Annotated in this window: 13 protein-coding genes; 9 read left to right on the forward strand and 4 right to left on the reverse strand. The window is 64.5% G+C overall.

Annotated features, from left to right (window positions below):
- Positions 1 to 45 precede the first annotated feature (45 nt).
- From PIN31009_RS06725 to PIN31009_RS06735, 3 genes are read left to right on the forward strand one after another with little or no spacing between them, the layout of a single operon-like run.
- Complete coding sequence (locus PIN31009_RS06725; protein WP_150789748.1) at positions 46 to 1,557, forward strand: leucyl aminopeptidase; 1,512 nt, start codon at positions 46 to 48, stop codon at positions 1,555 to 1,557.
- Complete coding sequence (locus PIN31009_RS06730; RefSeq protein WP_150683581.1) at positions 1,554 to 1,970, forward strand: DNA polymerase III subunit chi; 417 nt, start codon at positions 1,554 to 1,556, stop codon at positions 1,968 to 1,970. The genes PIN31009_RS06725 and PIN31009_RS06730 overlap by 4 nt, the downstream gene beginning before the upstream one ends.
- 2 nt (positions 1,971 to 1,972) lie before the next feature.
- Positions 1,973 to 2,332 carry a DUF2486 family protein gene (locus PIN31009_RS06735; RefSeq protein ID WP_174996015.1) on the forward strand — a complete coding sequence of 120 codons (360 nt, stop codon included), beginning with the start codon at positions 1,973 to 1,975 and terminating at the stop codon, positions 2,330 to 2,332.
- A 62-nt stretch (positions 2,333 to 2,394) separates the two neighbouring features.
- Here the strand turns inward: PIN31009_RS06735 and PIN31009_RS06740 are convergent, their stop codons facing one another.
- The 3 genes from PIN31009_RS06740 to ilvD (PIN31009_RS06750) all read right to left on the reverse strand — a co-directional run bounded on the left by PIN31009_RS06740 (position 2,395) and on the right by ilvD (PIN31009_RS06750) (position 6,681).
- Complete coding sequence (locus PIN31009_RS06740) at positions 2,395 to 2,754, reverse strand: c-type cytochrome (protein WP_246185537.1); 360 nt, start codon at positions 2,752 to 2,754, stop codon at positions 2,395 to 2,397.
- A 236-nt stretch (positions 2,755 to 2,990) separates the two neighbouring features.
- On the reverse strand, positions 2,991 to 4,664 hold the full coding sequence (gene ilvD / locus PIN31009_RS06745; RefSeq protein WP_150789749.1) for a dihydroxy-acid dehydratase: 1,674 nt from the start codon (positions 4,662 to 4,664) through the stop codon (positions 2,991 to 2,993).
- A gap of 139 nt (positions 4,665 to 4,803) precedes the next feature.
- Positions 4,804 to 6,681 carry a dihydroxy-acid dehydratase gene (ilvD, locus tag PIN31009_RS06750; RefSeq protein ID WP_058375496.1) on the reverse strand — a complete coding sequence of 626 codons (1,878 nt, stop codon included), beginning with the start codon at positions 6,679 to 6,681 and terminating at the stop codon, positions 4,804 to 4,806.
- 178 nt (positions 6,682 to 6,859) lie between these two features.
- On the opposite strand from ilvD (PIN31009_RS06750), the gene PIN31009_RS06755 reads away from it, so the two are divergent.
- Complete coding sequence (locus PIN31009_RS06755; RefSeq protein ID WP_150789750.1) at positions 6,860 to 7,831, forward strand: LysR substrate-binding domain-containing protein; 972 nt, start codon at positions 6,860 to 6,862, stop codon at positions 7,829 to 7,831.
- 179 nt (positions 7,832 to 8,010) lie between these two features.
- Entirely contained in the window at positions 8,011 to 8,904 is an 894-nt protein-coding gene (lgt, locus tag PIN31009_RS06760; RefSeq protein ID WP_150789751.1) for a prolipoprotein diacylglyceryl transferase, read from the forward strand.
- Between the two features lie 108 nt (positions 8,905 to 9,012).
- Here lgt and PIN31009_RS06765 read toward each other — a convergent pair whose 3' ends face one another.
- Positions 9,013 to 9,684 (reverse strand): GntR family transcriptional regulator, encoded by a 672-nt coding sequence (locus tag PIN31009_RS06765; RefSeq protein ID WP_150789752.1) that lies wholly within the window; start codon positions 9,682 to 9,684, stop codon positions 9,013 to 9,015.
- 335 nt (positions 9,685 to 10,019) lie between these two features.
- Between PIN31009_RS06765 and dctP the strand changes: the two genes are divergently transcribed.
- From dctP to PIN31009_RS06785, 4 genes are read left to right on the forward strand one after another with little or no spacing between them, the layout of a single operon-like run.
- The gene (gene dctP / locus PIN31009_RS06770) at positions 10,020 to 11,066 is read left to right on the forward strand and encodes a TRAP transporter substrate-binding protein DctP (RefSeq protein ID WP_150789753.1); all 1,047 of its coding nucleotides are present in this window, start codon (positions 10,020 to 10,022) and stop codon (positions 11,064 to 11,066) included.
- Entirely contained in the window at positions 11,063 to 11,650 is a 588-nt protein-coding gene (locus tag PIN31009_RS06775; protein ID WP_150789754.1) for a TRAP transporter small permease, read from the forward strand. Before dctP ends, PIN31009_RS06775 begins: the two co-directional genes overlap by 4 nt.
- The gene (locus PIN31009_RS06780) at positions 11,647 to 12,990 is read left to right on the forward strand and encodes a TRAP transporter large permease (RefSeq protein WP_087688677.1); all 1,344 of its coding nucleotides are present in this window, start codon (positions 11,647 to 11,649) and stop codon (positions 12,988 to 12,990) included. Before PIN31009_RS06775 ends, PIN31009_RS06780 begins: the two co-directional genes overlap by 4 nt.
- Before the next feature lie 43 nt (positions 12,991 to 13,033).
- Positions 13,034 to 14,566, forward strand: a complete 1,533-nt coding sequence (locus PIN31009_RS06785; RefSeq protein WP_246185538.1) for a malonyl-CoA decarboxylase domain-containing protein — start codon at positions 13,034 to 13,036, stop codon at positions 14,564 to 14,566.
- Positions 14,567 to 14,586 lie beyond the last annotated feature (20 nt).

Consider the following 14,586-nt stretch of genomic DNA (forward strand, 5'->3'; position numbering starts at 1 on the left):
AGCGGATAATTGCGGCTCGTACGAATTTTACCCGAGGAAAGCGCGATGGACTTTAGCACAAAAGCCTTCGATTCGACCAAGACCGGCCTGGCCGATCTCGCCAATGCGAAGACGGAATGCCTGGTGGTCGGCGTATTCGAGCAACAGCCGCTCGCGGGCCTCGCCAAGGCGCTCGACGCCGCCAGCAAGGGCCTGCTCGCCCGCATGGTCAAGCGTGGCGAACTCGACGGCAAGCTCGGCAGCACCCTGATGCTGCACGAAGTCGCAGGCTGGAGCCCCGCACGCGTGCTCTTCGTCGGCCTGGGCCGCGAAGACCAGCTCTCGCAAAAGGGTTTCAACGATGCCACGCGCGCCGCCGTGCGTGCCGTGCTGGCCTCGCGCGCTGCCGACGCCCTGTGGACGCTGCCGCAAGCCAAGGTGGCCAAGCAGGACGCCGCGTGGGCCGTGCGCACCTCGGTGCTCGCGCTGCGCGACGCCACCTACCGCTTCACCCAGATGAAGAGCAAGGTCGAGCCGGCCAACTTGGCGCTGCGCAAGATCGTGTTCGCCGTCGCCCCGGAAGACCTGAAGGCCGCCAAGCTGGCTGCCAAGCGCGGCGAGGCCATTGCCAACGGCATGTCGCTCACGAAGGATCTCGGCAACCTGCCGGGCAACGTGTGCACGCCGACGTATCTGGCCGACACGGCCCGTAAGCTGGCCCGCGAGTTCAAGCTCAAAGCAGAGATCCTCGGGCCGAAGCAGATCGAAGCGCTCAAGATGGGGTCGTTCCTGTCGGTGTCGCGCGGTTCGGTCCAGCCGCCCCAGTTCATCGTGCTCAAGTATGAAGGCGGCCCTGCCAAGCAGGCCCCGATTGTGCTGGTGGGCAAGGGCGTGACCTTCGACTCGGGCGGCATCTCGCTCAAGCCGGGCGAGGGTATGGACGAGATGAAATACGACATGTGCGGCGCGGGTTCGGTGCTCGGCACGATTCGTGCGGTTGCCGAGATGGGCCTCAAGCTCAACGTGATCGCGGTGGTGCCGGCCACGGAAAACATGCCGGGCGCGCAAGCGACCAAGCCGGGCGATGTGGTGACCAGCATGTCGGGCCAGACCATCGAGGTGCTCAATACCGACGCGGAAGGCCGTCTGATCCTGTGCGACGCGCTCACCTATGCCGAACGCTTCAAGCCGGCTGCCGTGATCGACGTGGCAACTCTGACGGGCGCTTGCATCATCGCGCTGGGCCATGTGAATTCGGGCCTGTTCTCGAAGAGCGATGCGCTCGCCGACGAACTCGTGGCTGCCGGCCGTACGACGGGCGACACCGCCTGGCGTCTGCCGGTCGAAGACGAGTATCAGGAGCAACTGAAGTCGAACTTCGCCGATATGGCGAACATCGGCGGGCGTCCGGCGGGTAGCGTCACTGCCGCCTGTTTCCTGGCACGCTTCACCGAAAAGTACGAGTGGGCGCACTTGGATATCGCCGGTACGGCATGGAAGAGCGGCGCGGCTAAGGGCGCGACCGGTCGTCCGGTGCCGTTGCTCACGCAGTTCCTGATCGATCGCGAGGCCCGGTGACCCGCGTCGATTTTCATACCCACGTCGCGAACCGGCTCGATTACGCGTGCCGGTTCGCGCGCAAGGTCTATCTGGCTGGGCAGACGCTCGTGGTCGTCGGTGAACCCGACGTGCTGCGGGCGTTCGATCAGGCGTTGTGGACGTTTTCGCCGCTGGAGTTTGTCCCGCACTGCTTTACGCGTGACGATGAAGCGGCGAAGACGCCCGTCGTGCTAGCCGGGCCGGACGAAGAGGCGCAGCACCATCAGGTGCTGCTCAATCTGGCTAACAGCGTGCCGACGCACTTCGCGCGCTTCGAACGGGTGGTGGAAATCATCGGCGATGCGCCCGAGGATCTGGCCGGCGCCCGCGAGCGTTACCGCTTCTACCGCGATCGCGGCTACACCCTGAACAACTACGACCAACGAGGCTGACCGTGACGAACGAGCCCGAGCGCAACGACCCCGGCATTCCCACGCTGACCGAAGTGCTTGCGCCCGGTGAGTCTGCGCCTGCGAGCGTCGCGCAAGGCGCTGCGGCTCCGGTGCAGGAGGGCGTGCCGGCAGATGTGGCGGTGTTTGCCGAGCGGGTGAGCGCGCGGCTCACGCTGCAACTGGCCGATGAGATCACGACGATGGTGGAGCGGCGTTGTCATGACGCGTTGATCGATCAGACGTCCTGGCTGGTGCAACTCATCGGTAAGCAGGTGGCGGATGCCTTGCAGGCACAACTGCCGGATCGCATCCGGCAGGCCGTCATCGAGGAAGTGGCGAAGCAGGCCCGCTCGCAGGGCTGAGTGGGGGTAGGGGCGGCCGGCTAGCCGTGCCGCCGCGCTGCTTCAGGCCCCGTTGCCCGCGCTCAGCGGATGAAGCCCAGAATCCAGTAGGCAAGCCGCTCGGCTTCACCCGGTGCCAGTTGCGGACTGGCGGGCATCGGAATATTGCCCCACGTACCGCGACTCCCTTCCGAAATCGATTGGGTAAGCTTTTCCGCCGCGCCGTTCTGTCCGGCGTAGCGCTTGGCAATGTCGCGAAAGGCCGGCGCCAGTAGCATGCGGTCGACCGCATGGCATGTCATGCAATTGCGCTCGCGCGCGAGCTTCAGCATGGCCTGATCGGTCGCCGACGTCTGGGCGGCCGCACTCGGCGGCACCAGCGCGATCAGCGTCATCAGCAGGCCTGCAACCACTACGGCGATTTTGTCGCCTGAATCCTTCATGTGATACTCCCCGATCGTTGACGGATCGCGATGCGAGGCTGCGTGATAGTGATGTGAAGCTGTGGCGCAGGGCGCATCGACGCGCCATTATACGGCCGCCGCCGACGCCTTCTGTGCACGCAACGGCCCAATGAAAACGGCACGTCTGCCGGGGAGGCCAAACGTGCCGCAACTCACTGCACCGATGCCGCTGCGCGAAAGTCGTCGTCATGACCTTCGCGCAAAACCGGCATGCGTCAGCCGGTCACCGCGCCCTTGTTGGCAGGCTGTGCCAGCGCGGCATACTTCGCCATCACGCCACGCGTGTAGCGAGGCGCAGGGGCCTTCCATGCAGCGCGGCGTTTGGCGAGTTCGTCGTCGGGCACGTTCAGTTGCAGCACCAGTTTGTGCGCATCGATGGTGATCGAGTCGCCTTCCTGCACCAGTGCGATGGTGCCGCCCACGAACGCTTCCGGGGCCACGTGGCCGACCACCATGCCCCACGTGCCACCCGAGAACCGCCCGTCGGTGATGAAGCCGACCGACTCGCCGAGGCCCTTACCGATGATCGCCGAGGTCGGCGCCAGCATTTCCGGCATGCCCGGCCCGCCCTTGGGGCCGAGGTAGCGCAGCACCAGCACGTCGCCAGCCTTGATCTTGTCGGCAAGAATCGCGTCCATCGCGCTTTGCTCGTCGTCGAACACGCGTGCCGGTCCGGTGATGACCGGATTCTTCAGGCCGGTGATCTTGGCGACGGCGCCGTCTTCGGCAAGGTTGCCCTTGAGGATCGCCAGATGGCCTTCCTTATAGAGCGCCTTGTCGATCGGGTAGATCACATGTTGATCGGCGCGCGGCACCGACGGCACGTCCTTCAGTTCTTCCGCAATGGTGCGGCCGGTGATGGTCAGGCAGTCGCCATGCAGCAGGCCCGCGTCGAGCAGCAGCTTCAGCACTTGCGGAATCCCCCCGGCCTTGTGCAGATCGGTCGCCACATACTTGCCCGACGGCTTCAGGTCGCAAATGACCGGCACGCGGGCGCGCACGCGCTCGAAATCTTCAATCGACCATTCGACTTCGGCGGCGTGCGCAATCGCCAGATAGTGCAGCACGGCATTGGTCGAGCCACCGGTCGCCATGATCAGTGCGACGGCGTTTTCGATGGACTTGCGCGTGATGATGTCGCGCGGCTTGATGTCTTTCTTCACTGCCTCGATCAGCACGCGCGCCGATTCGGCCGCCGAGTCGACTTTTTCCTGATCGGGGTTGGCCATCGTCGACGAGTACAGCAGCGACATGCCGAGGGCTTCGAACGACGAGCTCATCGTGTTGGCCGTGTACATGCCGCCGCACGAGCCGGTCGACGGACACGCGTTCTTCTCGATGCCTTTGAAGTCGGTCTCCGTCATGCGCCCGGCGGTGAACTCGCCCACGGCCTCGAACGACGAGACGATGGTCAGGTCTTTGCCCTTCCAGTTGCCCGGCTTGATCGTGCCGCCATAGACGTAGATGCCCGGCACGTTGATGCGGGCCAGCGCGATCATGCCGCCCGGCATGTTCTTGTCGCAGCCGCCGATGGCAACCACGCCGTCCATCCACTGACCCTGCACAGCCGTCTCGATACAGTCGGCGATGACTTCGCGCGAGACGAGCGAGTATTTCATGCCTTCGGTGCCCATCGACATGCCGTCGGAGATGGTCGGCGTGCCGAAGGTCTGCGGGTTGGCCTGATGCGTTCTGATCGCTTCGACGGCGGCGTCGGTGAGGCGTTGCAGGCCGGCGTTGCAAGGCGTGATCGTCGAGTGGCCGTTGGCCACACCGATCATCGGATTGTCGAAGTCTTCTTCCTTATAGCCCAGCGCGTAATACATTGAGCGGTTGGGCGAGCGGGCCACGCCTTGCGTGACGTTGCGCGAACGACGGTTGAATGCCATGACTGTCTCCTCTGTCCTGTGGGGATGCGCCGCTTTCGTTACGCAGACACATGCGTTGTTGTATCACACGTCGAATACAAAAACGGCGCGCTCCAAATGGGGCGCGCCGTGTGGCTTACGTCAGGTTGCCAGTGCGAAATCAGCCACGTTTGGCCAACTTCAGTTGCGACAGGTCGCGCACGGCGCCGCGATCGGCCGACGTCGCCAGCGCTGCATACGCTTGCAGGGCCTGCGACACCACGCGCTCACGGCCAACCGGCTGCCATGCGTCGTCGCCACGGGCTTCCATGGCGGCACGGCGGCGCGCCAGTTCTTCGTCGGAGACGGCCAGATGCATCTTGCGCTGCGTGATGTCGATCTCGATCACGTCGCCGTCTTCCACCAGACCGATGGTGCCGCCTTCGGCCGCTTCCGGCGAGGCGTGACCGATCACGAGGCCGGACGAACCACCCGAGAAACGGCCATCGGTGAACAGCGCGCAGGTCTTGCCCAGCCCCTTCGACTTCAGGTACGACGTCGGGTACAGCATTTCCTGCATGCCCGGGCCGCCCTTCGGGCCTTCGTAGCGGATCACGACCACGTCGCCCGCTTGCACCTTGTCGCCGAGAATGGCTTCGACGGCGTCGTCCTGGCTTTCATACACACGGGCACGGCCGGTGAAGACCCATTGCGATTCGTCCACGCCGGCCGTCTTCACGATGCAGCCCTTTTCGGCGAGGTTGCCGTACAGCACGGCCAGACCGCCATCCTTGGTGTAGGCGTGTTCCAGATCGCGGATGCAACCGGTTTCGCGGTTCACGTCGAGGCTCGCATACGTCGACGACTGGCTGAACGCCACGGTCGTCGGCACGCCACCCGGGGCGGCGCTGTAGAACGTTTGCGCCTTGTCGTTCACCTTCTCGGCGCTGGCAGCCACGTCCCAGTTGGCGATGGCGTTGCCGAGCGTGCCGCTGTGCACGTTGCCGCACGAGGTGTCGAGCAGGTTGGCGCGCGCCAGTTCACCCAGAATGCCGATGATGCCGCCGGCACGGTGCACGTCTTCGATGTGGTACTTGTCGGTCGCCGGGGCGGCCTTGCACAGGCACGGCACGTTGCGCGAGATGCGGTCGATGTCGGCCATCTTGAAGTCGACACCGGCTTCCTGTGCGGCGGCCAGCAAGTGCAGCACGGTGTTGGTCGAGCCGCCCATGGCGACGTCGAGCGTCATGGCGTTTTCGAACGCAGCCTTGGTGGCGATATTGCGCGGCAGCACCGAGGCGTCTTCTTCCTGATAGTAGCGGCGGCACAGATCGACCACGAGGCGGCCGGCTTGCTCGAACAGCCCGCGACGCCAGGCGTGCGTGGCGACGATGGTGCCGTTGCCCGGCAGCGCGAGGCCAATGGCTTCGGTCAGGCAGTTCATCGAGTTAGCAGTGAACATGCCCGAGCAGGAGCCGCACGTCGGGCAGGCGCTGCGCTCGACTTCGGCCACTTCCGCGTCGCTGATCTTCGGATCGGCGGCCTTGATCATGGCGTCGATCAGGTCGATCTTGGCGATCACCTGACCGTCGCCCGACTTGACCTTACCGGCTTCCATCGGGCCGCCCGAGACGAACACGACGGGGATGTTCAGGCGCATGGCGGCCATGAGCATGCCCGGGGTGATCTTGTCGCAGTTCGAGATGCAGACCATGGCGTCGGCGCAGTGCGCGTTGACCATGTATTCCACCGAGTCGGCGATCAGTTCGCGCGACGGCAGCGAATAGAGCATGCCGCCGTGACCCATGGCGATGCCGTCGTCGACGGCAATGGTGTTGAATTCCTTGGCGACGCCCCCGGCAGCCTCGATTTCCTTGGCGACGACGGCGCCCAGATCGCGCAGGTGCACGTGGCCCGGCACGAACTGCGTGAAGGAATTCACCACGGCGATGATCGGCTTGCCGAAGTCTTCGTCGGTCATGCCGGTGGCGCGCCACAGCGCGCGGGCACCGGCCATGTTGCGGCCGTGGGTGGAGGTGCGGGAACGGTAGTGAGGCATGGTCGTCTCGTGAAACGCAGTGTTTGTGGGTAAAGAATGGTCAGGCGAGTCGTCCGGCTTTTGGGCAGCCACGCATCCAAGCGGGCTTTGGCCAGACTGAATTGGACGTTAAGATTCGTCTTTCCTTCAATGCTTGTCAAATATATTATTTGACTCGGATTAGGTCGGAAAACATATCATGGATCTGCGTCAATTTCGGTATTTCGTGGCGGTGGCCGAAGAGCGTCATTTCGGCCGGGCCGCGCAGCGTCTGGCGATGACCCAGCCGCCGCTCTCCCAGCAGATTCGGGCGCTGGAGGCGTCGCTCGGCGCCCCGCTGTTCGTGAGAACGAACCGCTCGGTGGAGCTCACGGCGGTCGGGCGGCAGTTGCTGCCCGAGGTGCGGCGGATTCTCGCCGATGCCGAGGCGCTGCCTGCGCTGGCGCAGGGGCTGGCGCACGGCGAGGTCGGCACGCTATCGCTTGGGTTCGTGTCGACGGCGGACTACGGCATCCTGCCGCCGCTGCTGCGAGAGTTCGGCGAGCGCTATCCGCGCGTGCGCCTGCAATTGCTGGAGGCGACGAGCGACGTGCAGGTCGAGGCGCTCATGGACGGCCGGATCGACGCGGGCCTCTTCATCCCGCCCGTGCCCGCGCGTTTCGCGAACGAGCTCTCGTATCTGCCGATCATGCGCGAGCCGCTGATGCTGGCGTTGCCGGCGGGGCGGGGGGGGCGGCGGGGTGGGGCGAAGCAGTCGAAGAAGTCGAGCGATCCGGACGAAGCGAACGAAGCGAACGAGCCGGTCAGCCTGACGGACTTTGCCGACGAGCCGCTGGTGATCTTCCCGCGCCGTGTGGCCCCGGCGTTCTACGACATCATCATGGGATGCTACGGGGCACTGGGGCTGACGCCGCGTGTGGGGCAGGAGGCGATTCAGATGCAGACCATCGTGAGTCTCGTTTCGGCGGGCATGGGCGTGGCGCTGGTACCGCAGTCGTTGTGTCATCTGCGTCGCACGGGCGTCGAGTATCGTGCGCTGCGTGAGACCAGTGCGCTGATCGAGACCGGGCTGCTCTGGCGCACGGCGGAGGTAACGCCCGTGCTCGAAGGCTTTCTCGAAACGGCACGCGGTGTGGCACAAACACCGCCCGGTGCCACGCTGGTGGACTAGGGCCGATTCCCCCTATTCCCCCCTGTTTTCCCTATGGCTCGTGGTATTGTGCAGGCCATCCGACGGCACGCCGGAATCTGTGTGTCATGACGCGGCGGCACCGCTTTTTTGTGAATGGCGGCGCGCGAGTTCACGGAAATTTTCGGAACTTTTGTTCACGAATCCCTATCTTCTGATCCATGCTGATTCATCCTCAATTCGACCCGGTCGCGATTCACCTCGGCCCGCTCGCCATCCGCTGGTACGGCCTGATGTATCTGGTCGGCTTCATTCTCTTCCTGCTGGTCGGACGCTTGCGCGTGCGTCAGCCGTCAATTGCCGCGCAAGGCTGGAAGGCGCAGGATCTCGACGACATGCTGTTCTACGGCGTGATCGGCGTGATTCTCGGCGGACGGCTGGGCTATGTGATTTTCTACAAGCTGTCGTTCTATCTGGCAAACCCGCTCGACATCTTCAAGGTGTGGGAAGGCGGCATGTCCTTCCACGGTGGCTTCCTTGGCGTGCTGGTGGCGATGTGGCTGTTCACGCGCCGCCGGGGTCATTCGCTGCTCGAAGGCACAGATCTGATCGCGCCGATGATTCCGCTGGGGCTGGCGGCAGGGCGTCTGGGCAACTTCATCAACGGTGAGCTGTGGGGCCGGGTGACGAGCCCCGATTCGCGCTGGGCGATGCTGTTCCCGCAAGCGGCGGCGGAAGACGCGCAATGGGCGATGTCGCATCCGCAGGCCATGGCCGATAGCGCGATGCAGATGGTGTTTGCGCAGTTCCATGGGCTGCCGCGCTACCCGTCGCAGTTGTTCGAGGTCGCGCTTGAGGGCGTGGCGCTGTTCCTGCTGCTGTGGTTCTTTGCACGCAAGGCGCGTCCGGTAGGCGCGGTCTCCGGCATGTTCCTCGTGGGCTACGGGCTGTTCCGCTTCCTCGCCGAATTCACACGTGAACCGGATTCGTTCCTCGGCCTGCTGTCGTTCGGCCTGTCGATGGGCCAATGGCTCTCGCTGCCGATGATCGTCGCGGGCGTGATCATGCTGGTGTGGGCGCATCGGCGCGCAACGCCGTCGGTCGCGTCACGCTAGATCAGCTAAACCGCGCGGTCGATTGACCGCCTGCGCAAAATCAAACGGGCTGCCGGTTTTTTCTCCGGCAGCCCGTTTTTTTATATCCCTACGCCGCGTTATCCCGCCTTATCCCGCCTTGCGCTCCAGTGCCCGCAGCGACGCCATCAAATCGCCGAAGCGCTCGCCTTGCACGGTGACGTGGCCGCGCAAGCCTTCGGCGGCGGCGTCGGCATCGCCGGCTTCGATCGCGCGGAAGACGGCGTCGTGTTCGGCAAACGAGTGTCCGAGCCGGTCGCGAACACGCAACTGCATGCGGCGGTAGACGCGCAGCCGTTGATGCAACTGCAACGCCGTTTCGTGAAGATAGGCGTTGTGGCTCGCCGCGTAGATCTGCGCGTGAAAGCTGGCGTTGATGGTGTAGTACCGGTCGAGGTCGCGCGCCTCGGCCGCTGCCTGACTCGCCAGATGGGTGGCGCGCAACTCGGCCAGCTCCGCGTCGGTGATCCGGCGCGCGGCGAGCCGGCCGCACATCGATTCGAGCTCCGCCATCACTTCGAACATTTCGCAAAGCCGCTTCGGATCGACTTCGGCGACTACGGCCCCCCGCCTCGGGCGCATCTCCACCACGCCCGACATGCCCAATTGAATCAACGCCTCGCGCAGCGGCGTGCGCGACACGCCGAACGTGGCGGACAACTCGGCTTCGTCCAGCCGCATACCCGGCGGGTACTCGCCCAGCGCAATCTTTTCTTCGATGGCCTGGCGCAGCGCTTCCGATCGTTTCGGTTTTACCGTCATGACGCTCTCACCAGGACGTAAATCGATCCGGTCGCCCGGGTCGTGGATGGGGGAATTGCGATCAAGGTAACGCGGTGCGCGTTGCCTGAAGATCGGGGTTAACGCCGAAAGTGTATTTTTTACGCGGTCAATTTGTATACACCGTGACGGAATAACTATACGATTTCAACTCGAGTGCGGCAACCACTGCGCTCGAAATATCAAAAAACAAAGCAAGTCATCCGTACATGCAGTGCCGGTTGGGCCGGTGGTGCACCCGGGGCGATCTTCGGCCCGGGCGACGTCAGACACCGTGCTTCGCCGGTTCATCACTGACAGAAGTGACAGGAGACGCCATGGAGACGACACCTTCCCCGCTGCGGCGGCAACTCATGCTGGGCGCCGCATCGGCGCTCGTGACCGGCGGGCTGGCCAGCCCGTGGGGCGGCGCTTTCGCGCAGACCGGTCCGCTCAAGATTTCGCATCAATTCCCCGGGGGCACCCTCACCGAAGGCGACTTTCGCGATCGGCTGTGCCGCAAGTTCGCGCAGGAAGTCGAGAAGCGCACGAATGGCGCGCTCAAATTTCAGGTCTATCCGGGCAGTTCGCTCATGAAGACCAACGCGCAGTTCTCGGCGCTGCGCCGGGGCGCGCTCGATCTCTCGCTGTACCCGCTCCCTTATGCCGGTGGCGAGGTGCGCGAACTCAATATCGGTTTGATGCCGGGGCTGGTCACCTCATACGCCCAAGGCAACGCGTGGCGTGGCGGCGAAATCGGCAAGGTGCTGACCGACGTACTGGCTGAGAAGAACATCGTGATCGTGAGCTGGGTCTGGCAGGCGGGCGGGGTCGCCAGCCGCTCGACGCCGCTCGTTGCCCCCGAAGACGCCAAGGGCATGAAGGTGCGCGGCGGCAGCCGCGAGATGGACATGATGCTGAAGGAAGCCGGGGCCGCCGTGATCTCGCTGCCGTCCAACGAGTTGTATGCCGCCATGCAGACCGGCGCGATGGATGCGGCCATGACGTCGTCGACGAGTCTGATGTCGTTCCGGCTCGAAGAAGTCTCGAAGCATCTGACCACCGGGCGCAACAAGTCTTACTGGTTCATGCTGGAGCCGCTGCTCATGTCGAAGCAGATCTTCGACAAGCTGCCCAAAGACCAGCAGCAGGTCATTCTGCAAGTCGGCAAGGAACTGGAGGCGTTCGGTACCGAAGCGGCCAAGGCCGACGACGCGCAGATTGCCAGCGTCTACACCAAGGCGGGCGCGAAGGTTTATGACCTCGACGAAGCGACGGTGATGAAATGGCGCGACATTGCCCGGCGCACGGCGTGGAAGGACTACGCCAGCAAGTCGGACACCTGCGCCAAGTTGCTCGCGCTCGCCGAGAAGGTGCCTGCATGAGCGGGGTCGCCATGGGGGCCGATCCCGTGGTGCCGCGAACCCGCGTCCTGCGTCGGCTCGACGCCCTCTTGCAGGGCGTGAGCCGCCTGCTCATGGTCGTGTGCATGCTCGCGCTCGTGGGGGCCGCGCTGGTGCTTAGTTACAGCGTGTTTGCCCGGCATGTGCTCAAGCTCGCCACCGACTGGCAGGACGAGGCCGCCGTGTTCCTGCTGGTGGGCGCAACGTTTGTCAGTGCCGCGCACGTGCAGCATCTGCGCGGTCACATCGGCATCGAAGCGATTACGACACTGCTCTCGCCGCGGGTGAATCGTATCCGGCGCTGGTTTGTCGACATCGCCACGTTCGCGTTTTGTGCGTTCTTTTCATGGAAGTCGTGGACGCTGTTCTGGGAAGCCTATGTCGACGGGCAGACCAGCAGCTCGACGTGGAGCCCGCCGCTGGCGATTCCCTATGGGCTGATGGCGGGCGGCATGACCCTGCTCACGGTGCAATTGCTGCTGCAAATCGCCATCGGCGCTTGTGAGATGGGGCCCCGCGCCGATGATGGGCAGGCGGCGAATCGCAAGGGAGACACGCACGTATGAGCGAGCTCACTATTGGCCTGCTGTACGGCGGCGCAACGCTGGTCGCCATGTTCTCAGGCATGCCCATTGCGTTTGCCCTCGGCGCCGTGGCCGTCGCGTTCATGTTCGGCTTCATGCCCGCGTCGTCGCTCGATACGGTCACGCAAAACGTCTACGAGGAGATGGCCAGCATCACGCTGCTGTCGATTCCGCTGTTTATTCTGAAGGGCGCGGCGATTGGTAAATCACGCGCGGGGCAGGACTTGTATCTGGCGCTGCACGCGTGGATGCGGCGGATTCCGGGCGGGCTCGGTATCGCCAACGTGTTTGCCTGCGGCCTGTTCGCGGCCATGGCTGGGTCGAGCCCGGCGACGTGTTCGGCGATCGGCAGTGCCGGCATTCCCGAGATGCGCATGCGCGGCTATTCGCCGGGCTTCGCTGCGGGCATCATCGCCGCCGGTGGCACGCTGGGCATTCTGCTGCCGCCGTCGATCACGATGATTCTCTACGCAGTGGCTGCCGAACAGTCGCTCGGGCGCTTGTTCCTCGCGGGCATCGTGCCGGCGCTGCTGTTAGTGGGCCTGTTCTCGTGCTACGCGGCGTGGCGCTATCGCAAGGAATACGGCGCCGCGCAAGTCGCGCTAGCACGCGACGGCACGCCGTCGCCGTTCCCGAACGAACCGCCCGCCACGTTGCGCGAGAAGCTTGCGCTGCTGCCGCGCGTGCTGCCCTTCATCACGTTGCTGATCGGGGTGATGGCGGCGCTCTACGGCGGGTATGCGACGCCGTCGGAGACGGCCGGGCTGGGCGGTCTGCTCGCGCTGGCGCTCATCGCCGTGATCTATCGCATGTGGCGTCCGCGCCAGATCGCGCCGATTCTCACGAGCACGCTGCGTGAATCGACGATGTTGATGTTCATCATCGGCATGTCGCTGCTGTACTCGTACGTGATGAGCTACCTGCACATCAGTCAGTCGGCGGCGCAGTGGATCGTGGGGCTGCATCTGTCGCGCTGGGTGCTGCTGGTGGCCATCTTGCTGATGGTCGTCGTGCTCGGCTTTTTCCTGCCGCCGGTGAGCATCATCCTGATGACCGCGCCGATCATTCTGCCGCCATTGCGCGCGGCCGGTTTCGATCTTGTGTGGTTCGGCGTGGTGATGACGATTGTCATGGAACTGGGGTTGATTCATCCGCCCGTGGGACTCAACATATTCGTCATCAAGAACACGGCACCCGATATTGCGTTGCGCGACATCGTCTGGGGTGTGATGCCGTTTGTGGTGCTGATGATTGTCGCCGTCGCCCTGATTTGCCTGATGCCGGGCCTCTCGCTGTGGCTGCCGGATTGGGTGATGGGTTAGGGTGAGCAGGCCCTGAGTTGATTGTCCGACTTGAGAGGAAGCCATGAAGGATGAGCCGATCCTGTCCGCGATGACCGCCCCGGTCTCGCTTTCCCTGTCCGCATCGTCCGCATCCTCGGAGCGTACGACGCCCGAGAGTGTGGCCGATGTGAGCGCGCCGGTGCCGTCGCCGTCGAAGCCTTCGCTGAAAGCGCGTTTGGGACAGTGGTTCGGGCGTGGCGGGGCCGGTGGCCCGGGCGGTCCGGGCGAGGGCGGCAAGCCGGAGTCGAAAGGCGACGGCAAGGTCGAACCGGCGAAGCTCTCCGCGCGGGCAGAAGCGGCGCTGCGGCGTCAGTTGGCGCAGTGTCTGTCGGCCCGGCTGACCGATTCGGCGGCCAACGAAGCGGCGCGCGACTTCATGACGCGCTACTGCGAAGCGTCTCCTTCCGAGCAACTCGCGCTGCTGCAAGTGGTCGCAGACGTCTGCGGCAGCACGGACAGCGCCGGCGGCGAGGGCGGGAAGGATGGCGAGGCGGCACCCAAGCGTGCCGCCAGCGGATTGGCGGGCGCGCTCGGCAGTGAGCGTGTGCGCTTTCTCAAGCGCTTCAATGCGCTGCCGGATGGCCTGCCGTTTCTGGTGCGCTGGCGGGCCGACATGCTGCATCACCGCGCAGCCCTGCCGGGACTCGCCGCGCTCGAAGACGATCTCGGCAGCCTGTTCTCGACGTGGTTCGATGTCGGGCTTCTTGAGCTGCATCCGATCACGTGGGACTCGCCCGCGTCGCTGCTCGAAAAGCTCATGCGTTACGAGGCGGTGCACGAAATCTCGTCGTGGGCAGATTTGCGCAACCGGCTGGATTCCGACCGTCGCTGCTACGCGTTTTTCCATCCGCGCATGCCACGCGAGCCGCTGATTTTCGTGGAAGTCGCCTTCGTGCCCGACATGGCCGCCGACGTGCATTCACTGCTCGACGAGAAGGCCCCGCTCGAAGATCTGCGCCGCGTGCGCTGGGCCATCTTCTATTCGATCTCGAATACGCAGCCGGGGCTGCGCGGCGTGAGCTTCGGCAACTTCCTGCTCAAGCGGGTGATCGACGAGTTGCACGTCGATTTTCCGAAGTTGCGCAACTTCGCCACGCTCTCGCCGATTCCCGGGTTTAGCGATTGGTTGAAGTCGTTGCCGGCGACTGGTGTCGCACAAACGCTTGGGCCCAAGCGGCTGAAGCTGCTCGCGCAGGATACGTCGTTGGCCGCCGAGGCCACCGGCGCACAACTGGTTGCGTGGTTGCAGGCGTCGCCCGAGCGCAAGAGTGCACTGGCCCTGCAACGGGCCATCGGCGAAGCGCTTGCTGCGCATTATCTGGCGCGGGAGCGCGTGCGCGGGCAGCCGCGTGACCCAGTGGCGCGTTTTCACTTGGGCAACGGCGCCCGGGTGGAGCGCATCAACTGGCATGCCGATCTTTCGAAGAAAGGGGCCAAGCAGTCGTGCGGCATGATGGTCAATTATCTCTACGAACCTGACGAGCTCGACGCCAACCTGCAACGGCTGATCGATGGCGAGGCGGCGCTGGGACGTGCGGTATCGCGGCTGCTTTAATACGGTGAAATCCGTGCCGG

The sequence above is a fragment of the Pandoraea iniqua genome (assembly GCF_902459685.1).
In the GTDB taxonomy this organism is placed as follows: domain Bacteria; phylum Pseudomonadota; class Gammaproteobacteria; order Burkholderiales; family Burkholderiaceae; genus Pandoraea; species Pandoraea iniqua.

Excerpts from the sequence above, each read along its gene's own strand:
- PIN31009_RS06765 (WP_150789752.1), bottom strand. The coding sequence starts at position 9,684 with ATGACGGTAAAACCGAAACGATCGGAAGCGCTGCGCCAGGCCATCGAA.
- dctP (WP_150789753.1), top strand. The coding sequence starts at position 10,020 with ATGGAGACGACACCTTCCCCGCTGCGGCGGCAACTCATGCTGGGCGCC.
- PIN31009_RS06780 (WP_087688677.1), top strand. The coding sequence starts at position 11,647 with ATGAGCGAGCTCACTATTGGCCTGCTGTACGGCGGCGCAACGCTGGTC.
- ilvD (WP_058375496.1), bottom strand. The coding sequence starts at position 6,681 with ATGCCTCACTACCGTTCCCGCACCTCCACCCACGGCCGCAACATGGCC.
- PIN31009_RS06725 (WP_150789748.1), top strand. The coding sequence starts at position 46 with ATGGACTTTAGCACAAAAGCCTTCGATTCGACCAAGACCGGCCTGGCC.
- PIN31009_RS06740 (WP_246185537.1), bottom strand. The coding sequence starts at position 2,754 with ATGAAGGATTCAGGCGACAAAATCGCCGTAGTGGTTGCAGGCCTGCTG.
- ilvD (WP_150789749.1), bottom strand. The coding sequence starts at position 4,664 with ATGGCATTCAACCGTCGTTCGCGCAACGTCACGCAAGGCGTGGCCCGC.
- PIN31009_RS06755 (WP_150789750.1), top strand. The coding sequence starts at position 6,860 with ATGGATCTGCGTCAATTTCGGTATTTCGTGGCGGTGGCCGAAGAGCGT.
- PIN31009_RS06785 (WP_246185538.1), top strand. The coding sequence starts at position 13,034 with ATGAAGGATGAGCCGATCCTGTCCGCGATGACCGCCCCGGTCTCGCTT.
- PIN31009_RS06775 (WP_150789754.1), top strand. The coding sequence starts at position 11,063 with ATGAGCGGGGTCGCCATGGGGGCCGATCCCGTGGTGCCGCGAACCCGC.
- lgt (WP_150789751.1), top strand. The coding sequence starts at position 8,011 with ATGCTGATTCATCCTCAATTCGACCCGGTCGCGATTCACCTCGGCCCG.